We start from the raw sequence: 23,568 nt of genomic DNA on the forward strand, positions 1-23,568 counted from the left end.
GCTTGACCAGCGTGACCGGAAAGCGACGCTTCGATCGAAAGACGGCGACCCTCCTCGTCGCGGCCCTCACGCCGGCTATGCTCAATGCATGCTCCACGATGGACATGATTTCGGGGATCGATGGCAACCTCGTTCCGCCTGCATCGATTGGCTCGGGTGGCGGCGTCTACGGTTCGCCGTCCGTGACATCGGCAAGTTCCGGTAATCAGGGTTCGGGCGGCTATGGCGGCCCGTCCGCGCCGACACCGCCCTACCCCGTGGAAAAGCTGGGCGAGGTCTCCCAGTCGTCCGGCGTTGATTATTCACAGCCGGTGCAGCAGTCTCCGGCCAGCCAGCAAAGCGCCGGCATCCAGCAGAACAACAGCTTGATGCAGAACGCCTCGTTCCAGCGAAACGACACCTATCAGCAGGCCGCTCCAGCCGGGAATACGATCCAGTCGGCCCCGCTCCTTGCGCCGCCAACAAGCCAGCAGCCGATCCAGCAGCCTGCCGAGACGGTCGCCCAGCCAGTGGCAGAGCCGGCCTATTCCAGCGAACAGGAAACGTTCACAGAGGTTCAAGAGGCCAGCCTCGCGCCGCCGCCCTCCCAACCGGCTCCGGCACCTCAACCGCAAAGCCAGATCGCAGCAGTCGGCCAGACGAGCTCCGAGGTCCAGTTCCTGCCGCTCGTCGGCGCCCCCAACGAACAGGCCAATATTCTCGCCCAGGCCCTTGCCGACGAAGCAAACCGTTCGGGCGTCACCATTCGACCGGCCTCCGAGAAACAGGCCTCGGTCCGCCTGAAAGGCTATTTCAGCGCGTTCGACGAAGGCGATCAATCGGTGCTGGTCTATGTCTGGGATGTTCTGGATCAAAACGACGAGCGTATTCACCGCATCCAGGGACAGGAGCGCTTTGCCAGGTCGCCCGATGGATCATGGGCAGGTGTCGATCGCGCGGTGCTCGACCGCGTCGCGAGAACGACGCTTCAGGAAGCACAGAGCCTTCCACAGGCCTCGGGATGACATCAAGGCAACAGGCCGTAACCATGTCCGACAAGTCCGAACGACGTTTGGGTTGAAGTTTCCGGGCAGGCTGGTAAAGCGCGCTTGCGATAGCGGCGCGTCCCCGGGAGCCGTTCGGCAGGCTCCCGACGCGATGGATGTGACGGAACAGCCGAGACACGGACCAGCGTGATGAAAATTTTCAGCGGCAACTCCAATCGGTCGCTTGCGGAAGCGATGGCGAAATATCTCGAGCTTCCGATGGGTCAGGCCTTGGTGCGCCGGTTCGCCGATCAGGAAATCTTCGTGGAGATTCAGGAAAATGTCCGCGGCGAGGATGTCTTCATTCTCCAGTCGACATCCTACCCTGCGAACGATCACCTGATGGAGCTCCTGATCATCATTGACGCGATGCGCCGCGCCTCGGCCAAGCGTATTACGGCCGTCATCCCCTATTTCGGATACGCCCGGCAGGACCGTAAGGCTGGAGGCCGCACCCCGATCTCGGCCAAGCTCGTTGCGAACCTCATCACCCATGCCGGCGCCGACCGCGTGATGACGCTCGATCTCCATGCCGGTCAGATCCAGGGCTTCTTCGACATTCCGACCGACAACCTCTTTGCAATTCCGCTCTTTGCCCGGGACATCAAGGAGCATCAGGACCTGTCGAATCTCACCGTCGTCTCGCCGGACGTGGGCGGCGTGGTTCGCGCTCGGGCGCTGGCAAAGCGGCTCGATGCTCAGCTCGCCATCGTCGACAAGCGCCGCGAACGGCCCGGCGAATCGGAAGTCATGAACATCATCGGCGACGTCGAGGGCCGGAACTGCATCCTGATCGACGACATCATCGATTCGGGTGGCACGCTGTGCAACGCGGCGGCGGCACTCGTCGAAGCCGGCGCGAACAGCGCCTCGGCCTATATCACGCACGGCGTCCTATCGGGCGGCGCGGCGGCCCGTATCGCCGCATCGAGCCTTCAGGAGCTCGTCATCACGGATTCGATCGAGCCCACCAAGGCGATCCGCGAGACCGAGAATATCCGCATCGTAACGACCGCCAACCTTCTTGGCGAAGCGATCGCGCGGACGGCCTCGGAAGAGTCGGTTTCCAGCCTCTTCGACTGAGCGAACGCCCCTCATATTCGCCGCGCCATCTCAAGCGACCGCGGCTTGAAAGGGGTGGCTTTCCTTCGCTCCTGTCCTACCCTTTTTGCGAGGATGTGAGGCAAACAGCGAAATGACGGAAAGCAGATCGGTCGTTTTCGCGGGATCAAACGGCAACCGGATTTCCGCGCGGCTCGAAGTTCCCGACACCGATCCGGTCGCCTATGCTCTGTTTTGCCCCTGCTTCACTTGCGGCAAGGATTTTCTTGCCAGCGTCAAGGTGAGCCGGGCGCTCGCGGAGGCAGGCATTGCCACCTTGCGCTTCGACTTTGCAGGCATCGGCCAGAGCGAAGGCGATTTCGAGCAGACGAGTTTCTCCACCAATCTCGAGGATACGATTGCGGCTGCCGCTTTCCTGCGGGAGCGATATGCCGCTCCCAAACTGGTCGTCGGACACAGCCTCGGCGGCTCGGTTGCGATCGCAGCGGGAAGCGAGATTGCCGAATGCACGTCCGTCGCGACGATCGCCGCGCCGTACGATGCCTGGCATGTGATCCATAATTTCGAGGAAGCGCTCGATGCGATCCGGAAAGATGGCCGGGCCGAGGTCGAACTCGGCGGCCGAACCTTCACCATCGCCCGGAAATTCGTCGACGACCTGAAGGATCAGCCCCAACCCGAACGGATCGATGCGCTCGATGCGGCCCTTCTGGTTCTGCACTCACCGACCGACGATGTGGTCGGGATCGAGAATGCTCGCATGATCCACGAGCGCGCCCGGCATTCCAAGAGCTTCGTATCCCTCGAAGGCGCCACACATTTCCTGACCGAAGGAGCTGATGCCGAATACGCTGCCGGCATCATCGCGGCCTGGGCAAGCCGCTATTTCTGACGCGCGACCGCAAATCGTCTCCATCGCTCTGCCGCGTTGAGAAAGCCGCGCGATCCGAGACCAAAAGGTTCAGCCAGCATCTCGCCACCGCTTGCCCTTATGACAAGCCTGCGTTATACGCACGCCCGTCCGCGCAGACACCCTTGGAGGCAGCGCGGAGATAGGCGGTTTGCCTTCGGCAGGCCGCTTTTCGTCGTTTCCGGCTTTCTAAGAAACCGGGCGACCACCTCAACAGTCAAAGGACGAAACCATGCATCAGACCTTCGAGGTTAAGGCCGAGAAGCGCGAAAAGGTCGGCAAGGGGGCCGCCAGAGCTTTGCGCCGCAACGCCATGATTCCAGCCGTCATCTACGGCGACAACAAAGAACCCCTGCCGATCGCGCTCCCCTACAAGGAAACCTTCCTTGCGCTTCACGCTGGCGGCTTCATGACCAATCTTGCGACGATCACCGTCGGCAACGAGAAGATCAAGGTCCTCCCGCGCGATTACCAGCTCGATCCGGTTCGCGACTTCCTTGAGCATGTGGACTTCCTGCGCGTCGGCGAGAAGACCCGCGTCACGGTCGAAATCCCGGTTCACTTCGAGAACGAAGAAGCCTCCCCGGGTCTCGAGCGCGGCGGCGTCCTCAACGTCGTGCGTCACGCGGTCGAAGTCCAATGCTCCGCGAACTCCATTCCGGAATACTTCACGATCGACCTGACCGGCACCGAGATCGGCGACACGCTGGCCGCATCCTCGATCAAGCTTCCCAAAGGCGTCGAATTCACGATCACCGACCGCGATTTCGCGATCGCCACGATCGCGACTCCTGCGGCACTGCGCTCCGAGGAAGAAGGCGGCGAGATCTCCGAGGACGAGGCTCCGGAGGACGGCGAGGTCACCGAGACCGAAGTTACCGAGCAGAACGCTCAGACCGTCGAAGGCGAGACGAAGGCCGGCCCGGAATAAGCTGGCGTCTCACGCTCTTCTCGACAGATATATCGAACGGCCGGGTGTTTCATCCGGCCGTTTTGGTATGAAGCCCACGACGAAAGGAATGGTCCATGATCCTGATCGCAGGCCTCGGCAATCCCGGTCCGAAATATGCCGGCAACCGGCACAATATCGGTTTCATGGCTGTCGACGAGATCGCACGAGACCCGGCGTTCTCGCCTTGGTCGAAGAAGTTCTCCGGCGAGATATCGGAGGGCCAGATCGGCGGCGAGAAGGTTCTTCTTCTGAAGCCCCTCACCTTCATGAATGATTCCGGCCGCTCGATCGGCGAGGCGGCGCGCTTCTACAAGATCGAGCCGAAAGACGTGATCGTCGTCCATGACGAACTCGATCTCGATCCGGGCCGTGTAAAGGTGAAGACAGGTGGCGGCAATGGCGGTCACAACGGCCTTCGCTCCACCGACGCCCATCTCGGTACGCGTGACTACAAGCGCATGCGCCTCGGCATCGGCCATCCTGGCCGCAAGGAGGCGGTGACGCCTCATGTGCTGGGCGACTTCTCGAAGGCCGACAAGAAGTGGCTGGATCCCCTTCTCGACACGATCGTCCGCAATATCGAACCGCTCGTGAAGGGCGAGGACGCGACGTTCATGAACAAGGTCTCGACCGCGAGCGGCACGGACGCTTCGGCGCCATCGAACCCGAAGAAGACACCAAAGCCCGATGCGGCAGCAAAACCCGCGAAGGGCAAGAGCCACATCCACCAGGCCCGAGGCACCGGCCCTCAGATCAAGGTGCCTGAAAAGGGCCCCATGGCCGAGATGCTGAAGCGGATGTTCGGCAAGGGCGAGTGAAAAACATCCATCGTGTGTAACTAGCCGCAAGACCTCTCGCTCACATAGCCAAGCCCGGCAAAAAAGGTACAGCTCAAAAGCCTGCCGGTTTCTGGCCGTTGACTCCAGCTTTAATTCATTTATTTCTGTATGAACAGAAATTGGAGAAAGCAGTGCTTTTAACCCCTGTCAGAGAAAAGTTCATTCTGCATTGGGGTGAAATGGGATCCCGATGGGGCGTGAATCGATCCGTCGCGCAAATCCACGCGCTCCTGTACCTGTCCGCCAATCCATTGCCCGCGGACGAAATCGCCGAGACCCTCTCGATTGCACGGTCAAACGTCTCCACCAGTTTAAAGGAACTACAGACCTATCAGCTTGTCGAGGTCGTGCACATGCGCGGCGATCGTCGCGATCATTTCAAGGCGGAGAACGACCCTTGGGACATCATGCTCCGGATCGCTGAGGAGCGAAAGAAACGGGAGATCGATCCCGCGCTCACTATGCTGCGCGACTGCGTCGACGAAGCAGACCGGAGCGAAACGAGTGATCCGGTGATGCGAGAGCGCCTTGTGACCATGCTGCATTTTCTGGAAGATTTGTCGGGTTGGTATGATCAGGTCCGCCGTCTGCCCCGCTCGACACTGACCGCCATCGTCAAGCTTGGAGGTCGCATAGCTTCGTTCATTCGAAGCTGAGACCTGGACGATCTACGCAACGTTCCGATCAAGAATTTCTGTTTTTACAGAAACTACCGAAGGACCATGAATGCCTACTGCCACGCTTCAATACCTCATCGCCCTATCCATCTCGTTCGCCTGCGCGGGAACTATAATCGCGATCCTCTACCGTCCGCTCTTGAGGGTCATCGTCGATCTCTGCGGAAGCGAAGAGCGTGGACGTTTATGGACCGTCTATGCTGGAGTCATGATCATGCTGGCGCCGGTCCTTGCAGTGAGTGTTGCGACAACGACGGGATCGTTCGTAAACGGTGATCCGCTGTTTCTTCAAAACTGCATCTTCTGGTCGACAGGCGCCCTGATGTCGGCATTGGCCATTCTCGGTGTCTGCCTTTGGCAACCCAGCAGCCGCCTGTTCGACGCAAGGCAAGACGAACGTGAGCGCCAGTTCAAACGGCCTCTGGATCGGGAGGCGGTGTGATGGAAGTCGGTGTGGTTGGCGCGACGGGCTTCATCGGAAGAGAAGTCACCAGACAGCTTATTGCGCGTGGTCATCGCGTTCGGGCATTCGGCAGAAATCAAGTGCAACTCGCGCAAATCCGATCAATCGGTGTAACACCGGTTCAAGCAGCCGGTGGCAACTGGCCCACCACATTGAATGGCCTGGATGCCGTTGTCGTCGCAATCGGTACGATAGACCCGTCCGGTATGGCCGAATCTCACCGGGAGATTCCGCATCGGATCGCCGACGCTGCCGAAAAGGCTGGCATCACCCGTCTCGTGCTCGTTTCGGCGCTCGGAACAAGCCCCGATTCATCGACGGATTTTCTTCGCACGAAAGCGCACGGCGAAGATGCCGTCCATGAAAGAAAGCTTCCCGGTTGGACTGTTGTCCGTCCATCGCTGGTTTACGGACCAGGTGGAGCGAGCATGCACTTCCTCGCAGCAATCGCGGCCTTTCCCATACGATTGCGGTTCGATAGCGGCCCTATTCGCCCGCTTCAGGTGAACGATCTTGCCGCAGCGATCGTCGATCTTCTGGAGAGCGATGAGCCATTACCGCGATCCGTCGACGCAGTTGGGCCGGATCAAATCGACATCAACGACTATATCGACGCGCTCGCTTGCTGGCTGATGGTCGGACACCGGCCCGGTCTCAGGCTGCCGCTAGGCTCGGTCGTACGCTTCGCATCACTGCTTCGCCTACCCTTCGTGAATGATGACATGCACACGATGCTCATGAGAGGCGCGGATGGAGATGCGACCGACCTTCTGCGCCTCACAAACACACGCCCCGTCGGTCTCTCCGCCGGGCTTGCCCGCCATCCGGCAATCTTTGCCGATAGAGCGACGGCGGTATTAGCCCCATGGCTAGAGGGATTGTGGTACGCGCTCGCACTCTTCTGGATCGTCACCGGCGTGATGTCGATCGCAAATATCGAGGATGGACGCGCTCTTCTTTTGCAAGCGGAGGTCAAGGGACGGTTTGCGTCGAGCCTCGTACTGGGTGGCGCGGTGCTCGACATCGGACTGGGGCTTTTTGCTTTCATCCGGCGCACACGCAGGCTTGCGGCCGCGGCTCAGGCGCTCACCATCCTCTTCTATTCGATCTTGGCCACCTTTCTCGTGCCTGCGGCCTGGGCCGATCCGCTCGGCCAACTCCTGAAGAATGTCCCAATTTTCATGGCGACGCTTCTTTTTGTTCAACTTCCCAAGCGGTGACGTAATGGAAAGCTATCTTTGGATCAAATACGTCCACCTGATTGGCGCGACCGTGATCTTCGGAACCGGTCTCGGCACTGCCTTCCAGATGCTTTCGGCCCATCGCAGTGGTGAGGTGAGAGGAATCGCTCTCGTTGCGCGCAATGTCGTCAAGGCCGACTGGTTTTTTACAACCCCAGCCGTCATCATCCAGCCCCTCACTGGCGCGACGATGGCAATCTATATGGGTTACAGCATTTGGGACCGATGGCTCTGGATGTCGATCCTGCTTTATGCCCTCGCAGGCGCCTGTTGGTTACCGGTCGTTTGGCTTCAGCTCCGTATGCGAGATCTAGCGGCTCAAGCCGCAGAAAAAGGCACGCCCCTACCACCCGACTATCATCGGCTTTTCCGCTGCTGGTTTGCCCTCGGATGGCCGGCCTTCGGCGCCGTTCTGGTCATCTTCCACCTGATGATCCAGAAGCCGCTTGGCTGATCAACTCAAAGCAGAAATGGCGTCGATAGGCCGCCCTCGCATCCCCAATGTGTGAAGAAGGCGGCCAATCGCAAAATCGAACGTTGCTGCCCCGCCGATTCAGACAAAGCACCCCATCCGGCCAGCGTTTTCCACCCGATCGGGCTTTCCGGCTTTCCCGCCTTTCCTTGCCCATTGCCTATCGTTCCCCTTATTCGAATGAGAGTGGTGGGCGCCGCGCATCGTATTCGGGAGGAAGAAGGCTCATGAGCGATCCAACGATCATGGACGGCAAGGCGCGATCCAAGTCGATCATCGAAGAGGTCACAGCGCAAACCAAGGCGCTGAAAGATGAAACCGGTGTCCAACCTGGGCTTGCGGTCGTCATCGTCGGGTCCGATCCGGCGAGCCAGGTCTATGTCGGCTCGAAGGCCAAGCGCGCCGAGGAATGCGGTTTCAAGTCGGTCAAGCATGAACTGCCCGAGGATACGAGCGAGGCCGATCTCCTGAAGATCGTCGAAGATCTGAACAAGGACGATACGATCCACGGGATTCTCGTGCAGCTGCCTCTGCCGAAGCAGATCGACGAGGGCAAGGTCATCCAGGCGATCGATGCCGACAAGGATGTCGACGGCTTCCACCTCATCAATGTCGGGCGGATCGCGACCGGCGCTGCGGACGAAGCCTTCGTGCCCTGCACGCCGGCCGGCTGCATGGTGATGATCCGCGACGTTCTGGGAGACGATCTTTCGGGGCTCAACGCCGTCATCGTCGGCCGCTCGAACATCGTCGGCAAGCCGATGGCGCAGCTTTTGCTCGCAGCCAATGCGACGGTGACGATCGCCCATTCACGCACGAAGAACCTCGCCGCCGTCTGCGCCAATGCGGATATTCTGGTGGCGGCCGTCGGCAGGCCGGAAATGGTAACCGGCGATTACGTGAAAGAAGGGGCGGTGGTCGTCGATGTCGGGATCAACCGGATCGATGCGCCTGAAAAGGGCACGCAGGAAGACGGCTCGCCGAAAACCAGGCTCGTGGGCGATGTCGCCTATGACGAAGCCGCAAGAAAAGCCAAGGCCATTACCCCGGTGCCGGGCGGCGTCGGCCCGATGACCATCGGCATGCTGATGGCGAACACGCTTCGCTCGGCCTATCGCTCTGCTGGCAGGCAAGCGCCGAAGTTCTGACGCGCGCGATTCGGCGCAAGCCGTAAAGCCAGAGCAAAACGGGCATCCGATGGATGCCCGTTTTGCTTTGAATCAGTCGATTATCGCGTTCCTACAGGATGCCGATGAGAATCAGCGTCAGCACCAAAACGAGAAGCAGGCCGACAATCATCGTCGGGCCGATCGTGAAACGACGCGAATAAGGCCAGATCGGCAGCACGACGACCAGGATAATCAGGAGAGCAAGAAAGAAAAATCCGCCGAGCGTCATGCGTCTATGGCTCCGATATGCGTTCAGTAGGCCTCGTTCGCAGCTTGAATAGCGGCGCAGGCGTTTCGGCCCTTGGGTTCGACACGCTTCCTAACGTTCTCTTCCAAGAACCGCAATCGCCAGATCGTCTCCGGCGGCTGACAGAGGTGTGGGAGATCAGATCGGCTCACCTTGCAGAAGGCGCGGTGACGGCCCCTTGGTCAGGCCGGCAGCCTGGGAGATGAAGAACTCCTTGAGCGGCGGTGCGCGGTCGACCAGCGACAGGCCGAAGGAGCGGACCGAGCGCATGAGGCTGCTGTCATTGGAGAAGAGCCGGTTGAGAATGTCTGTCGTCACGCCCATCTGCACCGTGTCGAAGCGCCGCCAGCGCTGGTACTCTTCCAGAACATCGATCGCGCCGATATCGAGCCCGCCGCGTTCGGCTTCCACGATCGTCTGAGCCAGCGCGGCCGCATCCTTGAAGCCGAGATTGAGCCCCTGCCCCGCAATCGGGTGAATGCCGTGGGCCGCATCGCCGCACAGGGCGATCCGTGGCTTCACGAAGCTGCGGGCAAGCGTCAGGCTCAGCGGAAAGGCCTTGCGCCCACCTTCGAGACTGATCGCACCGAGTTTGTGGCCAAAGCGCTGTTCGAGCTCCAGCTCGAACACCATCTCGTCGCCGTCGACGAGATCTTGCGCTTTGCGCGTGCTTTCGGTCCAGACGAGGGACGACCGATTGCCCTTGAGGGGCAGGATGGCGAACGGGCCGGAAGGCAGGAAATGCTCTTCCGCGCGCCCCCCGTGCGGGCGCTCGTGGGAAACCGTCGCGACGATGCCCGCCTGATCGTATTCCTTCCGGATGGTCTGGATGCCGGCCATGGTCCGGATCTTCGAGTTGACGCCGTCACAGGCGACGAGCAGCCGGGCAGCCAGCCTGCGGCCGTCCGTCAGGTCGATATCGACGCGGGCCGATTTCGGATGAACGGCAGAAACACCAACCCCCTGCTCGATTGTCACGCCAATCTCAGCCGCCTTGTCGCGCAGGGCACCGTTCAGCACCTGATTGCTCAGCATATGCGCAAATGGCTCGCCGGGCTCGGCCTCGCCGCCGAAGGTGAGAAAAACCGGGCGCACGACGTCATTGGTCCTGGAATCAGTCACGATCATCTCGGTGATCGGCTGGGCCTCGTCCTTCACCGATGCCCAGATATCCAGCTGGTCGAGCATGCGAATGGCCGCAGCTGCAATGGCGGAAGCCCGCTCGTCCTTCCTCCACACGCCGTCCGGCGCGATGTCGACAAGGCGCACGTCCAAGGACGGCTCCGCCGACTTGATGGCGACGGCCAGCGTAAGGCCGACATAGCCCGCACCCGCAATCAGGATATCGGCGCGTTCGCCGGGTTCCGCTCCAGCGGCAGATGTCTCGGTCGTTTCGGCCATCGTCAGCTTTCCTCCGTCTCCAGCTCCTGTTCGCCATGGACGAACTCTTTTCGAAGCATATGGTTTGCTCAGCGCCTAGCACCAGAGCTTCCAAAGGCTCAATCGCCGCACGGCGCCCGCACGAGAGAAGTGAGCCTTGCATGAAAGCCGTATCTAAGCTTCTGGATATTCTCGACCTGGAAAAAATCGAGGAAAATCTGTTTCGCGGCGTCAGTGCCGACCAGACCTGGCAACGCGTCTTTGGCGGACAGGTGGTGGCGCAAGCGCTCGTCGCAGCTCAGCGCACGGTGCCCGCCGACCGATTCTGCCATTCGCTGCATAGCTATTTCCTGCGCGGTGGCGACCCTTCGGCCCCCATCATCTACGATGTCGATCGCATCCGCGACGGTAGCTCGTTCACCACACGGCGCGTGGTCGCAATCCAGCATGGCCGCGCGATCTTTCTCCTGTCGGCGTCCTTTCAGGTGCTGGAGGAGGGATTCGACCACCAGATCGATATGCCCGACGTGCCCGGCCCGGACGATATTCCTCACGGCGAAGCGCTGAAGGAACAGATCCTCGAACATGCACCGCCGGCGGTGAAACAATACTGGCTGCGCCCGCGCCCCATCGAATTCCGGCCGATCATGCTCGATCACTATCTCACCGAGAACAAGCTCGAACCGATCCAGCGCATCTGGGTCCGGTGCAGTGGCGAGGTTGGCGACGACACGAACCTCAACGCCGCCGTCCTCGCCTATCTTTCGGACATGACGCTGCTCGATACGTCTCTGTTCGCCCATGGACTTTCGGTGTTCAACGAGCGTGTTCAGGCGGCAAGCCTAGATCACTCCATGTGGTTTCATCGGCCGTTCCACGTCTCGGACTGGCTGCTTTATGCGCAGGACAGCCCGTCCTCCTCCGGTGGGCGCGGCCTGACCCGGGGCAGCCTCTATACCCGGGACGGAAACCTTGTTGCCTCGGTTGCCCAGGAGGGGCTTATCCGGCCGCGAACGCGCTGATTTACCGCCTCATTCAGTAAAAATCGCCCGGTAAAGGGGCTGCGGCCAGTCGCCACCATGATGGCGGCGCGGATCTGCACACTTTTTCATCATAGTGTGCAACGCAATATCGCACAATTCGTAGGCAACGGCTTTTCGAGGCCGGTGCTGAAGATTTTTGCCGGACCGAACACCCGTCCCACAGGGAATTTCGAGGCCCGAGAACCCGTTTGGCACGAAGCTTGAATCTTCGTTGAGCAGTCGCCGCACCAATGCTGCGGCGCATTCTTGGCTCAACACCCGCGGCTGGAGCCGCCGCGACAGGTTCGAGGTGAACATGAAAATCGTAATGGCGATCATCAAGCCATTCAAACTCGACGAGGTGCGCGAAGCGCTCACCGGCGTCGGGATCCAGGGGCTGACCGTCACCGAAGTCAAAGGTTACGGGCGTCAGAAGGGGCACACGGAAATCTACCGTGGCACCGAATACGCGGTCAGCTTTCTTCCCAAGCTGAAGGTCGAAGTCGTCGTCGGCAACGAGTCCGTCGACAAGACGATCGAAGCGATCCAGAGCGCCGCCAAGACCGGTCAGATCGGTGACGGCAAGATCTTCGTCTACGGAATCGAGCAGGCGGTCCGCATCCGGACCGGCGAAACCGATTCCAGCGCGCTTTGAGGCTGAGAGGGGACGACACATGAAACTGAAGAATCTTATCTTCTATTCGGCGCTCGCCGCTGGCCTCACGGCCACGGCAGCCTACGCGCAAGACGCTGCGGCACCTGCCGCCGACGCGGCAGCGACGACGGCCGCCCCGGCGACTGATGCAGCCGCCTCGGGCGGCGCACCGAGCGACCAGGTTGCCTATATCTTCAACACGCTTCTCTTCCTCATCGGCGGCTTCCTCGTCATGTGGATGGCGGCAGGCTTCGCCATGCTCGAAGCCGGCCTCGTGCGTTCCAAGAACGTATCGATGCAGTGCCTGAAGAACGTCGCACTCTACGCAACGGCCGGCATCATGTACTGGGCCTGCGGCTATAGCCTCATGTATACCGGCGTCGACGGCGGGTATATCGGCACGCTCGCACCCTATTCCTTCGATGCCGTTGGCGGCGACGCGCTGTCCACCGGCTATTCGACGGCGTCCGACTGGTTCTTCCAGATGGTGTTCGTCGCAACCGCCGCTTCGATCGTTTCGGGTACGCTCGCAGAGCGCATCAAGCTCGGCTCGTTCATGGTCTTCGTCATCGTCCTGACGGGCTTCATCTACCCGATCGCCGGTTCCTGGCAGTGGGGCGGCGGCTGGCTCTCGGAAATGGGCTTCTCGGACTTCGCCGGTTCGACGCTCGTTCACTCCGTCGGCGGCTGGGCAGCCCTTGCTGGCGTGCTTCTGCTTGGTTCGCGGACGGGTCGCTTCGCCAAGGACGGCACGGGCGTTCCGATGCCGGGTTCCTCGATCCCGCTCGCAACCCTCGGCACGTTCATCCTCTGGCTCGGCTGGTTCGGCTTTAACGGCGCCTCGCAGCTTGCAATGGGTACGATCTCCGACGTCACGGATATCAGCCGTATCTTCGCCAACACCAACCTCGCGGCAGCCGGCGGTGTCGTGGTGACGATGATCCTGCTTCAGGCCATCTATCGCCGCGTCGACGTGACGATGGTTCTCAACGGCGCGCTCGCCGGTCTCGTCTCGATCACGGCGGAGCCTCTCGCCCCGACCGCGTGGCAGGCAATCCTCATCGGCGGTGTCGGCGGTGTCATCGTGGTCTTCATGGTTCCGCTGCTGGACAAGCTGAAGATCGACGACGTCGTCGGCGCGATTCCGGTTCACCTCGTTGCAGGTATCTGGGGAACGATCATCGTCCCGGCGACCAACAGCGATGCGAGCTACGGAACGCAGCTCATCGGTATCGTCGCCTACGGTGTCTTCACCTTCGTCGTAAGCCTTGTCGTCTTCGCGATCATCAAGGCGGTCATGGGCCTGCGCGTCTCGGCAGAGGAAGAGGCTCTTGGCCTCGACCGGGCCGAGGTTGGTGTCGAAGCCTATCCGGAATTCGCCTCCGGCCAGCGCTGATCGGCGACTTCGTAAACAATCGGTCCCCCTGGGGCCGGAAAAGGGCTCGCCTCACGGCGGGCCTTTTTCGTCTTGTTACGCTACAGGAGAGCCTCAGGAAATCTGATTACTTTATGGTCTTTTGCTTATTATTTAATCAGCGAGAGATCGCGCCCCCTGAAAATCCGCCTTTTCTATAAGGCCTCATCAATTGGCACGCTGCTTGATTCCAACATTCTCGAATGCTGCAGCGCACCTTATCCGGCGCTGACAGCCAATCGCGAGAGGGGCGTCCGACGTGACCAGACACAGTATCTTGCGGCCGATGGCTGCGGCATCGGCGGCGCTTGCCGCAGTCCTCCAGACATCCGCGGTCTACGCGCAGGAAACGGCGGCGACTGGCGGTGCCGGCCTGGAAGGCGCCGCGATCGCGGCGGTCAACAAGGGCGATGTCGCCTGGATGATGACGGCCACCCTACTCGTGCTCTTCATGACCATGCCGGGCCTCGCGCTTTTTTATGGCGGCCTCGTGCGCGCCAAGAACATGCTCTCGGTGCTCATGCAGTGCACGATGATCTCCGGGGTCATGATCATCGCCTGGGTGGTCTACGGCTACTCGTTCGCATTCGGCGGTAGCACGAGCTATTTTTGGGGCGGCCTTGGAAAGCTCTTCCTCGCCGGCGTTACGGTCGACTCGACGGCAGCCACCTTCTCGGAAGGTGTCGAGATACCGGAATATCTCTTCATCGCCTTCCAGATGACGTTCGCCATCATCACGCCGGCCCTGATCGTCGGTGGATTTGCGGAACGGATCAAATTCTCCGCCGTCATCGCCTTCGTCCTCCTCTGGACGACATTCTCCTATTATCCGATCGCGCACATGGTCTGGGACGCTTCCGGCCTGATCTTCACGGGAGCCCTCTCGGGTGGCATTGCCGCGATCGATTTCGCAGGCGGCACCGTGGTGCACATCAATGCCGGTATCGCGGCACTCGTCGGTGCCTTCATGGTCGGCAAACGCCTCGGTCTCGGCCGCGATAACATGGCGCCCCATTCGATGACGCTCACCATGGTCGGCGCGGCGATCCTCTGGGTCGGCTGGTTCGGCTTCAATGCCGGATCAAACCTTGAGTCGACGGCGGCCGCAGTGCTCGCGATGATCAACACCTTCACCGCGACCGCAGGCGCACTCATTGCCTGGTGCGCCCTCGAAGCTGCGACCCGCGGCAAGGCCTCGATGCTGGGCGGCGCTTCGGGTATCGTCGCTGGTCTCGTCGCCGTGACACCGGCCTGCGGCACGATCGGCCCGGTCGGTGCGATCGTCCTCGGCGCGATCGCCAGCGCCATCTGCTACTTCTTCGTCGCGGTGGTGAAGAACAAGCTGAAATACGACGACAGCCTGGATGTCTTCGGCATCCACGGTATGGGTGGCATCATCGGCGCCATCGGAACCGGCATCTTCACCTCGAGCGCCCTTGGCGGCATCGGCTATGGCGAAGGGGTGACCATGTCCTCGCAGGTCTGGGCCCAGGTCGTCGGTGTTCTTGTCACCATCGTGTGGAGCGGCGTCGTCTCGATCATCGCCTACAAGATCGTCGATCTGACGATCGGACTGCGTCCGTCACAGGACGACGAGAGGCAGGGTCTCGACCTCACCTATCACGGCGAAGTCGCCTATCATTCCTGATCGATCGGCCGATCAGAGAAAAAGACGAGAGGCGCCCGAAACGGCGCCTCTTTTCCGTTGAGAGAGCTGCAAGGCCGCTCGTTGGATCAGTCAGGCCGCAACGTCCGCATAGTCGTCGGGATTGCGCTGAAACAATACCGCAACGTAAGGGCATTGCGGCACGATCTTCAGATTCTCCTGTCGTGCCCAGGCGACACCGGCCTTGACGAGTTCCGCCGCAATTCCCTGGCTGCGCTCTTCCGGCGGCACGAAAGTGTGATCGAAGACCACAGTGTCGCTGTCGCGCCGCATGTAAGTCAGTTCGGATGCGCCGCCGGCGGTGGTGAACCGCCCGCCATCGTCTCGCGCCTGATGCTCGATTTCCATCGTCTTTTGCCTCTTTGCTTGCTTTTGGGGCGAACTTGCCGGCGCGCCGGCTTGTTCCCCCCGGGGTGTATTCGTCTCTTACGAAATTCGCTCATCGCTCTGCGACACCGGATCTAGAAGCCGCTTGTAGACCGCCAGTGCTTTGATACCGCAGCGGGCTGAAACAGCGCGATACCGTCTCACGCCCAGTCCAGCCTCGACCATTTTGCATGCGCGAAACGGTAACGGGGCCTTAAGCTTAAAGGCCGCTTAACCAGCCCGGACCTAATGTGTGGAGGACACGTCCGCACCTCACAGGAGGCGCGGCGTACAGACTTTGGTTCCACCTCAAAACGGGCGGCGAAATGACGATCACGGCGGATGGCGCAAACGGCAAGCGTATGAATTTCAAGCGACAGGCCGAACTGGGCGCGGGACTGGCAATGATCGGCCTAGCGGGCTTCTTCGCCACGTCCATCGCGACCTGGAACGTTGCCGATCCCTCCTGGAGCCAGGCCAACCGGCAGGTGATCGAGAACGCGGCCGGCGCTTCCGGCGCAATCACCGCCGATCTCCTGATGCAGGTCCTCGGCCTCGGCGCGGCGCTCATCGTCCTGTGGCCGCTTATCTGGGGCGTCTTCTACGTCATCGGGCGGCCGCTCGATCGGCTGGCACGCAAGGGCTGGCTTGCTGTCGCCGGCATCGCACTCGTCTGCGCGGCCCTCGGCTGCTTGCCCGAAAGCGCTAGCTGGCCGCTTCCCATCGGTCTTGGCGGCGTTCTCGGCGACATCGTTCTCAAGGTTCCGGCGCTCTTCTTCGGTGGCTATCCCTCCGGCGTCTTCGCGGTTCTGGTCGGTCTTCTGACGGTCGTGCCAGGTGCCCGGCTCTTCCTTGGCGGCTCCGGTCTGTGGGACTTGAAGAACGGCACCCGCCCGGCTCCGGCGCCTGCTCAGCACCGCGCGCCTGCACAGCGCACAGCGCATGACGAACTCGACGGCCAAGAGGGCAAGTTCGCTCTCGCGATGGGCGCGCTCGCCCATGTCGTCTTCTCCGCGCGCTCGGCCATCGACCGGGTTCGCGCGCAGCGCGCCGAGCGCCGGAGAGAATTCGGCGATCGGTTCGACGAATGGACCGACCCCGCCGCGCCCGCGCCGCTTGTCCGCGATCCCTCGCTGCTTGGCCGCGCAGAGCCGCAGCTCGCCCCGATCCCGCCGGAAATGCCGGCGGTGCAGCCGCCTCACGAACCGGAGGTCGCGCGTCGCGGCGTCTCGATCCGCATGCCCGGCCAGGGACAGGCCACCGCCTATGTCGATCCGTTCGCCGATCAGGTCGACGAGGACGACTATGCCCAGCCAGCGATGGCGAGCCGTCAGGCCCCGGCTCCGCAACCGCAACCGGCTGCCGATCCCTATGGCCTGCCGCAAGTGACAGGTCGCTTCGACGCGCCCTTCGAGACACCGGCCCAGGCACCTGCCGAAGACGACCCCTTCGCGAACCATGCCTGGTATCGCTCGAATGACCCGAACGAAGCGGCAGATCCGAACTTCGAGGGCTATGACGACGGCTACCAGGCGGCCCCGCAGGCTGAGATCGAACCGCAGCAGGAACCGGCGCCTCAGCCCGCAGAGGGCGGATGGCGCGGCCTTCTGCCAGGCAATATCGTCGCCTTTCCGGGCCGCCGCCCGAGGGCCGAAGCGCCTCAGGCACCGCGCCAGGAACCGGGTTTCGACGCGGCCCCAGCCGCACCGCAACCGACACAACCCGCTGCGGCAGAACATCAGCAGCGGCAGATGCCGCGCGCTCATGCGCCGGTCTCGCCATCATCGCAGGATCTGCCTGCCGCACGCGCCGTGCCCCAGACCCGCACGATCACCGGCCAGCAGGCGCAGATGCGCAGCGGCTCTGGCAAGGCACTCGCCATGCAACCGAAGCTCGAATTGCCCGATCCAGAAACCTTTGAGCTTCCGTCGGTCGAGTATCTGACGCCGCCGCCCGCCCCCTATCTGGACGAGACGCTCTCCGAAGCAGCGCTTGCCGACAATGCGCGTCTTCTGGAAAGCGTCCTTCAGGACTTCGGCGTTAAGGGCGAGATCATGGAAGTGCGGCCGGGCCCGGTCGTTACGCTCTATGAGCTGGAGCCGGCTCCCGGCATCAAGTCGAGCCGCGTCATCGGCCTTGCCGACGATATCGCCCGTTCGATGAGCGCGATCGCAGCCCGCGTCGCCGTCATTCCGGGCAAGAACGCCATCGGTATCGAACTGCCGAACCCAAAGCGGGAGACCGTCTATTTCCGCGAGATGATCGATTCGCCGACCTTCGCCCAGCACAAGGGCCGGCTGCCCGTCGCACTCGGCAAGACCATCGGCGGCGAGCCCGTCATCGCCGATCTTGCGAAGATGCCGCATCTGCTCGTTGCCGGCACAACCGGCTCGGGCAAGTCGGTTGCGATCAACACCATGATCTCCTCGCTTCTCTATCGGCATTCGCCGGCCGAATGCCGCCTGATCATGATCGATCCGAAGATGCTGGAACTGTCGATCTATGACGGCATTCCGCATCTTCTCTCCCCTGTCGTCACGGACCCGAAGAAGGCGGTCGTCGCCCTTAAATGGACCGTGCGCGAGATGGAGGACCGCTATCGAAAGATGGCGAAGGTCGGCGTTCGCAATATCGACGGCTTCAACCAGCGCGTCCGCGCGGCGCAGGCCAAGGGCGAGGTCCTGTCTCGCACCGTGCAGACCGGCTTCGACCGGGATTCGGGCGAACCGATCTTCGAGACCGAAGAGTTCAACCTGCAGCCCCTTCCCTACATCGTCGTCATCATCGACGAAATGGCCGATCTGATGATGGTCGCGGGCAAGGAAATCGAAGGCGCCGTCCAGCGTCTCGCGCAGATGGCTCGTGCCGCCGGCATCCACGTCATCATGGCGACCCAGCGGCCCTCCACCGACGTCATCACCGGCACGATCAAGGCGAACTTCCCGACGCGCATCTCCTTCCAGGTGACCTCTAAGATCGATTCGCGCGTCATGTTGGGCGAGAGCGGCGCCGAGCAGTTGCTCGGCATGGGCGACATGCTGTTCATGACCGGTGGTGGTCGTATCCAGCGCGTCCACGGCCCCTTCGTCGATGACGCCGAGGTCGAAGGCATCGTCAGCCATCTGAAGGCGCAGGGCGTGCCGGACTATCTGGACGCCGTGCTCGAAGACGACGAAGACGAGGACGACGGCAAGTCCAACTCCGGCAAGGGCGGCAAGGGCGGCGGCAGCGCCTCCAAGAATGCCCCTGCGGCGGACGATGAACTGGACGAAAGCGCGGATCTCTACGATCAGGCCGTCGCGGTGGTCCTGCGCGATGGCAAGGCGTCCACCTCCTACATCCAGCGCCGTCTCTCCATCGGCTACAACCGCGCCGCCTCGATCATCGAGAAGATGGAGAACGAGGGCGTCGTCGGCCCGGCCAACCATGCCGGCAAGCGCGAGATCCTCGTGCCGACCGAGGAGGACAACCTCTGAGGAGGGCGCGCCTCTGAGGTTTTCGGTCGATGAAGATCACCGATGACGACACAGCGAAGCGCCGCAAGTTTGCGGCGCGCCGCTTCAACGAGCATGTGAAGCTGCTCGCCGCCGCGTGGAATACGATCGGCTTGACCATCTTTGGCTCGGCTCTAGTCCTTCCAACGGTCAGCGGAAAAACCATCGACAATGCGATCGTTTGGATAATCGTTGCCGGTGGCTTACATATATCAGCACATTGCGTACTTCGGCTTCTGCGGAGCGAGGATTAGATGTTCGAAGAGATTTTCGGTCCCTTGTGGCTGTTTCCGGTCTCCGGCCTCGTTTTCGCGGCCGTTGGACTGACTTGGGCGCATTTTGCAGCCAAACGCTTCGATGAGAAGTGGGGCAAGTAAGCGAATCTCGCCCGCTGGTGCCCAGCCCTTTGGCCGGTCTTTGCCCTTAATCCAGCATCGCTTGCAGCGTCTCCAGCCTATCGGCCTCAGCCGCCGGCTTGTCCCATCTGAGGCGTGAGACGCGCGGAAACCGCATCGCGACGCCGGACTTGTGCCGGCCAGACCGTTGCAGCCCTTCGAAGGCCACTTCGATCACCAGCCCATGGTCCGGCTCGGCGCGAACCGAGCGCACGGGACCGAACCGCTCGATCGTGTTGTCGCGAACATATTTGTCGAGCTGCTTCAGTTCCTCATCGGTAAAGCCGAAATAGGCCTTGCCGACGGGCACCAGCTCGGGCGCATCCATCTCGCCGGTCCAGACGCCGAACGTGTAGTCCGAATAAAAGCTTGACCGTTTGCCGTGGCCACGTTGGGCATACATCAGCACCGCGTCGACCAGATAAGGGTCCTGCTTCCACTTGAACCACGGCCCCTTTGGCCGGCCGGGCACATAGACGGAGTCCCAGCGCTTCAGCATCAAACCTTCGATGACGGCATGCGGTGGCTCTTTCCGCAGCGCGGACAGGTCGTCGAAACTTTCGAACGGCACGAAGGGCGAGACATCGAACCGCGTCGGCTCCAGCGTCTTGGCAAAGACATCCAGCCGCTTTCGCCGCTCGGCAAAGGGCAGCGTGCGCAGGTCCTCCCCGTTGTCGAACAGCAGATCATAGGCCCGCAGAAAAACCGGATACTGCTTCAGCATCGCGGCGGAGACGGTCTTGCGGTTGAGCCGCTGCTGGAGATCGGAAAACGTGCCGACCACGATATCGTCGCCGCGCTTGCCCGCATGATTTTCGACTGCCGGCATGCCGGACTTCTCCTCAGTCGGCACGGCGACCAGGAGCTCACCGTCGAGCGTGCCGTTATAGGTCATGAAGTCCATGAGATCGGGAAAGGCACCGGAAATATCGTCGCCCGTTCGCGAATAGAGCTTGGCGACGCCGCCCTCGGCACTCGCCTGGACGCGGATACCGTCCCATTTCCACTCGGCGGCATAATCCTCCGCCGAAATGCTCCCGTAGTCGGGCTCTTCCAGCGGCGTCGACAGCATCACCGGCCGAAACGGCGCCTTGGCCGCAGAAACCGGCTTGTCCGCCCGACCTTCGAGCCATGCGAAAAGGTCTTCGTAAGGCGGGGCCAACCCGTGCCACAGCTCCTCGATCTCGGCGACGTCCACTTTGCCGAAATCAGCAAGCGCCTGCTTGGCGAGCCGGGCGGACACGCCGATCCGCATGGCACCTGTGACAAGCTTCAGAAGAGCGTAGCGACCGGACGAGTCCAGGAGGTCGAGCCAGGCTTCGACCAGTTTCGGCCCTTGTTGCCGGGTCGCCCCATTCAGGCTTTCGACCACCTCCGATAATGTGGGGCCGCGCCCGGCCCCCTCCCCCGCGTCCAGTTCGGGTGCCGGCCAGACCAGAGAGATCGTTTCGGCGAGATCGCCCACATAATCGTAGGAATAGCCGAACAGCACCGGGTCCATCCGCTCGGTCGCGAGTTCCCTCAGCATCGCTGGCTTCACCGACTTGATATCGAGATCGCGGGTGATCGCCGCGAGCGCCAGCCCGCGCTCGGGATCGGGCTCGGCACCAAAATGCTCCACCATCAGCCGTAGTTTTCCGTTGCGCGACGGCGTCAGGGTCAGGGCATCGATGAGATCGGCGAAGGGCTTCATGGCTGATGAAATAGCTTCCCGCGCGCGCGAGACGAGTCGCCAGTCGGGAGACAAGCCGCCGCGTTCCCCCGGGTGCTGTCCGACAGAACAGCCCGCTTCGTCATCCAACTGTTACAGAAGGAGCCCATTCACGCATCATCACCGCTTTCTTTCAACGAAGGACATGCCGCCCGATGCTGCGCCCAATCCTCACAGCCCTCTGCGCCACCTCGGTTCTGACCGCTGCCAGCGCCGCGCTCGCCGAACCGATGTTTAACCGGATCGCATCCTTTCCCGTCGCGCAAAACCTGCCCGCCGATATGGATCCGATGACCGAGACCTCCTCGGAGATCATCACGGCAGCAAAGGGCGGTAACACGCTCGTCTATTCGGACAGCCCGGCCGGCGGCATCGGCTTCGTCGATATTTCCGATGCCCACGCGCCGGCCCCGCTCGGCTTCCTGTCCCTGAAAGGCGAGCCCACGTCGGTCGCCGCCGTAGAGGGCAATGTGCTGGTCGGCGTGAACACGTCGGAAAGCTTCACCAACCCGTCAGGCCGGCTTGCCATCGTGTCCTTGAGTGATCGCACCGAAACGGCGTCCTGCGATCTTCCTGGCCAGCCCGATTCGGTTGCGGTTTCACCGGACGGAACCTTTGCAGCGGTCGCCATCGAGAACGAGCGCGACGAGGACCTGAACGACGGCGCGCTTCCGCAGCTTCCCGCCGGCTCGCTGGTCGTCTTGTCCCTTGCGAACGGTGCGGCCGACTGCGCGACGATGAAGACCGTCGACATGACGGGTCTTTCCGAAATCGCTCCGTCAGATCCCGAGCCGGAATTCGTCGATTTCAACGCCGCCAACGAAATCGTCGTCTCGCTTCAGGAGAACAATCATTTCGCCATCGTCGATGCGGCATCCGGCAAGATCACGAACGACTTTTCGGCCGGCACCGTCGATCTTGAAGGAATCGACGCCAAGGACGACAAGACTCTCTCCTTCACCGACAGCCAGGAAGGTCGCGAGCGCGAGCCCGATGCGGTCCAGTGGATCGACGAGAACCGCTTCGCTTCCGCCAATGAAGGCGATTATGAGGGCGGTTCGCGTTCCTTCACCATCTGGAACAAGGACGGAACGGTCGAATACGAGGCGGGCAACGCCTTCGAATATGCCTTGATCCGCGCCGGCCACTATCCCGACAAGCGCTCAGATGCCAAGGGCGTCGAGCCGGAAGGTCTGGAAGCGGCAGAGTTCGGCGACGAAGAGCTGCTCTTCGTTCTGTCGGAGCGCGGATCGGCGGTCGGTGTCTACCGGATCGGCGAAGGCGACCCGGAGCTCTTGCAGGTTCTGCCATCGGGCATTGCACCGGAGGGCGCCGTCGCCATTCCGTCGCGCAACCTCTTCGTCACCTCCAACGAGGCCGATCTGGCTGAGGATGGCGGCGCACGCTCCCACGTCATGATCTATGAACGCGCCGACCAGGAGCCGGCCTATCCGCAGATCGTCTCCGAGGACCAGGATGGCACGCCGCTCGGCTGGGGCGCGCTGTCCGGCCTTGCTGCAGACCCGGACAATGCGAACACACTCTACGTGGTATCGGACTCCTTCTATGCCGGCCAGCCGCGCATCTTCACGATCAACGCGTCTCAGACGCCCGCAAAGATCACCGGCGCGATGGATATCACACGTGACGGCTCTCCGGCCGAAAAGCTCGATCTCGAAGGCATTACGCCGGATGGAGACGGAGGCTTCTGGCTTGCCAGCGAAGGCAATCCTGACAAGGACGTCCCGCATCAGATCCTGCATGTCGGCGCAGATGGCGCGATCGCGGAAACAGTCGCGTTTCCTGACGACCTGCTCGAAGGCGCGACGCGCTTTGGCGCCGAAGGCATCGCGATGGACGGAGACACGCTGTGGATCGCGATTCAGCGCCCGTGGGAAAACGATCCTAAGGGCAAGACGAAGATCGTCTCCTACAAGCCGGCCTCAAAAGAATGGGGTGCCGTCTACTATCCGCTGGAGACTCCGGAAAGCGGCTGGGTCGGTCTTTCGGAAATCACGGCTGATGGCGACTCTCTCTATCTGATCGAGCGGGACAACCAGATTGGATCGAACGCCAAGATCAAGCAGCTCACCCGGGTCGCGAAATCGGACGTTCAGCCGGCTGAACTCGGCGGCGACCTGCCCACCGTGACAAAGGAAGTCGTCCACGACTTCATTCCGGATCTGGAGGCACCGAACGGCTTCGTCGTCGACAAGATCGAAGGGTTCACGATCGCTTCGGACGGAACCGCCTATGCGGTCACGGACAATGACGGCCTCGACGACTCGTCCGGCGAGACACTGTTCTTCGAGGTCCCAATGAACGGCTCCAGCAAGGGCGACGCGAAAACCTCGCAGGACTCAACAGCTTCGTCGCAAAACTAAGAACCTGAAGGGCGGGCCTCATAC

At 61.7% G+C, this 23,568-nt stretch carries 23 protein-coding genes; 18 read left to right on the forward strand and 5 right to left on the reverse strand.

Going from position 1 to position 23,568, the window contains the following annotated elements; genetic code table 11:
- The first annotated feature begins 2 nt into the window (after positions 1-2).
- From ABDX79_RS04335 to folD, 10 genes are all read left to right on the forward strand, one after another.
- Positions 3-1,004 carry a hypothetical protein gene (locus ABDX79_RS04335; protein WP_346219034.1) on the forward strand — a complete coding sequence of 334 codons (1,002 nt, stop codon included), beginning with the start codon at positions 3-5 and terminating at the stop codon, positions 1,002-1,004.
- Between the two features lie 171 nt (positions 1,005-1,175).
- Positions 1,176-2,108: a ribose-phosphate pyrophosphokinase gene (locus ABDX79_RS04340; RefSeq protein WP_346219035.1), complete on the forward strand. Its 933-nt coding sequence runs from the start codon at positions 1,176-1,178 to the stop codon at positions 2,106-2,108.
- Between the two features lie 112 nt (positions 2,109-2,220).
- Positions 2,221-2,979 (forward strand): alpha/beta hydrolase family protein, encoded by a 759-nt coding sequence (locus ABDX79_RS04345; RefSeq protein ID WP_346219036.1) that lies wholly within the window; start codon positions 2,221-2,223, stop codon positions 2,977-2,979.
- Positions 2,980-3,229: 250 nt separating this feature from the next.
- A complete protein-coding gene (locus ABDX79_RS04350) occupies positions 3,230-3,928 on the forward strand; it encodes a 50S ribosomal protein L25/general stress protein Ctc (protein WP_346219037.1) in 699 nt (232 codons plus the stop codon).
- A gap of 95 nt (positions 3,929-4,023) precedes the next feature.
- Positions 4,024-4,767 carry an aminoacyl-tRNA hydrolase gene (gene pth / locus ABDX79_RS04355; protein WP_346219038.1) on the forward strand — a complete coding sequence of 248 codons (744 nt, stop codon included), beginning with the start codon at positions 4,024-4,026 and terminating at the stop codon, positions 4,765-4,767.
- Positions 4,768-4,967: 200 nt separating this feature from the next.
- Positions 4,968-5,444, forward strand: coding sequence for a GbsR/MarR family transcriptional regulator (locus tag ABDX79_RS04360; protein WP_346219278.1), 477 nt, complete (start codon positions 4,968-4,970; stop codon positions 5,442-5,444).
- 70 nt (positions 5,445-5,514) lie between these two features.
- A complete protein-coding gene (locus tag ABDX79_RS04365) occupies positions 5,515-5,907 on the forward strand; it encodes a hypothetical protein (RefSeq protein WP_346219039.1) in 393 nt (130 codons plus the stop codon).
- Positions 5,907-7,148, forward strand: a complete 1,242-nt coding sequence (locus tag ABDX79_RS04370; RefSeq protein WP_346219040.1) for an SDR family oxidoreductase — start codon at positions 5,907-5,909, stop codon at positions 7,146-7,148. The genes ABDX79_RS04365 and ABDX79_RS04370 overlap by 1 nt, the downstream gene beginning before the upstream one ends.
- Before the next feature lie 4 nt (positions 7,149-7,152).
- The gene (locus ABDX79_RS04375) at positions 7,153-7,623 is read left to right on the forward strand and encodes a DUF2269 family protein (protein WP_346219041.1); all 471 of its coding nucleotides are present in this window, start codon (positions 7,153-7,155) and stop codon (positions 7,621-7,623) included.
- A 245-nt stretch (positions 7,624-7,868) separates the two neighbouring features.
- Positions 7,869-8,789, forward strand: coding sequence for a bifunctional methylenetetrahydrofolate dehydrogenase/methenyltetrahydrofolate cyclohydrolase FolD (folD, locus tag ABDX79_RS04380; RefSeq protein ID WP_346219042.1), 921 nt, complete (start codon positions 7,869-7,871; stop codon positions 8,787-8,789).
- 91 nt (positions 8,790-8,880) lie between these two features.
- Here folD and ABDX79_RS04385 read toward each other — a convergent pair whose 3' ends face one another.
- Together ABDX79_RS04385 and ABDX79_RS04390 are read right to left on the reverse strand one after the other, a co-directional pair.
- Positions 8,881-9,039 (reverse strand): DUF3309 family protein, encoded by a 159-nt coding sequence (locus ABDX79_RS04385; RefSeq protein ID WP_346219043.1) that lies wholly within the window; start codon positions 9,037-9,039, stop codon positions 8,881-8,883.
- A 156-nt stretch (positions 9,040-9,195) separates the two neighbouring features.
- Positions 9,196-10,458 carry a ubiquinone biosynthesis hydroxylase gene (locus ABDX79_RS04390; protein WP_346219044.1) on the reverse strand — a complete coding sequence of 421 codons (1,263 nt, stop codon included), beginning with the start codon at positions 10,456-10,458 and terminating at the stop codon, positions 9,196-9,198.
- 140 nt (positions 10,459-10,598) lie between these two features.
- On the opposite strand from ABDX79_RS04390, the gene tesB reads away from it, so the two are divergent.
- Positions 10,599-11,459 carry an acyl-CoA thioesterase II gene (gene tesB, locus ABDX79_RS04395; RefSeq protein ID WP_346219045.1) on the forward strand — a complete coding sequence of 287 codons (861 nt, stop codon included), beginning with the start codon at positions 10,599-10,601 and terminating at the stop codon, positions 11,457-11,459.
- Positions 11,460-11,468: 9 nt separating this feature from the next.
- On the opposite strand, the gene ABDX79_RS04400 is transcribed toward tesB, so the two are convergent.
- Positions 11,469-11,798, reverse strand: coding sequence for a hypothetical protein (locus tag ABDX79_RS04400; RefSeq protein ID WP_346219046.1), 330 nt, complete (start codon positions 11,796-11,798; stop codon positions 11,469-11,471).
- Between ABDX79_RS04400 and ABDX79_RS04405 the strand changes: the two genes are divergently transcribed.
- From ABDX79_RS04405 to ABDX79_RS04415, 3 genes are all read left to right on the forward strand, one after another.
- Entirely contained in the window at positions 11,776-12,114 is a 339-nt protein-coding gene (locus ABDX79_RS04405) for a P-II family nitrogen regulator (RefSeq protein WP_346219047.1), read from the forward strand. The two genes, ABDX79_RS04400 and ABDX79_RS04405, sit on opposite strands and share 23 nt — an antisense overlap.
- Before the next feature lie 19 nt (positions 12,115-12,133).
- Positions 12,134-13,510, forward strand: a complete 1,377-nt coding sequence (locus ABDX79_RS04410; RefSeq protein ID WP_346219048.1) for an ammonium transporter family protein — start codon at positions 12,134-12,136, stop codon at positions 13,508-13,510.
- Between the two features lie 304 nt (positions 13,511-13,814).
- Positions 13,815-15,176, forward strand: coding sequence for an ammonium transporter (locus ABDX79_RS04415; RefSeq protein ID WP_346219279.1), 1,362 nt, complete (start codon positions 13,815-13,817; stop codon positions 15,174-15,176).
- Positions 15,177-15,266: 90 nt separating this feature from the next.
- On the opposite strand, the gene ABDX79_RS04420 is transcribed toward ABDX79_RS04415, so the two are convergent.
- Positions 15,267-15,542: a GNAT family N-acetyltransferase gene (locus ABDX79_RS04420; protein WP_346219049.1), complete on the reverse strand. Its 276-nt coding sequence runs from the start codon at positions 15,540-15,542 to the stop codon at positions 15,267-15,269.
- A gap of 344 nt (positions 15,543-15,886) precedes the next feature.
- Between ABDX79_RS04420 and ABDX79_RS04425 the strand changes: the two genes are divergently transcribed.
- The 3 genes from ABDX79_RS04425 to ABDX79_RS04435 are packed head-to-tail and all read left to right on the forward strand — an operon-like array spanning position 15,887 to position 19,431.
- A complete protein-coding gene (locus ABDX79_RS04425; protein ID WP_346219050.1) occupies positions 15,887-19,036 on the forward strand; it encodes a DNA translocase FtsK in 3,150 nt (1,049 codons plus the stop codon).
- A 29-nt stretch (positions 19,037-19,065) separates the two neighbouring features.
- Entirely contained in the window at positions 19,066-19,308 is a 243-nt protein-coding gene (locus ABDX79_RS04430) for a hypothetical protein (RefSeq protein WP_346219051.1), read from the forward strand.
- Positions 19,309-19,431 (forward strand): hypothetical protein, encoded by a 123-nt coding sequence (locus tag ABDX79_RS04435; RefSeq protein WP_346219052.1) that lies wholly within the window; start codon positions 19,309-19,311, stop codon positions 19,429-19,431.
- Between the two features lie 46 nt (positions 19,432-19,477).
- On the opposite strand, the gene ABDX79_RS04440 is transcribed toward ABDX79_RS04435, so the two are convergent.
- Positions 19,478-21,142: a cisplatin damage response ATP-dependent DNA ligase gene (locus ABDX79_RS04440; RefSeq protein WP_346219053.1), complete on the reverse strand. Its 1,665-nt coding sequence runs from the start codon at positions 21,140-21,142 to the stop codon at positions 19,478-19,480.
- A gap of 173 nt (positions 21,143-21,315) precedes the next feature.
- Between ABDX79_RS04440 and ABDX79_RS04445 the strand changes: the two genes are divergently transcribed.
- Positions 21,316-23,544 carry an esterase-like activity of phytase family protein gene (locus ABDX79_RS04445; RefSeq protein ID WP_463671110.1) on the forward strand — a complete coding sequence of 743 codons (2,229 nt, stop codon included), beginning with the start codon at positions 21,316-21,318 and terminating at the stop codon, positions 23,542-23,544.
- Positions 23,545-23,568 lie beyond the last annotated feature (24 nt).

This window comes from Fulvimarina fulva (assembly GCF_039652615.1).
Lineage (GTDB): Bacteria > Pseudomonadota > Alphaproteobacteria > Rhizobiales > Rhizobiaceae > Fulvimarina.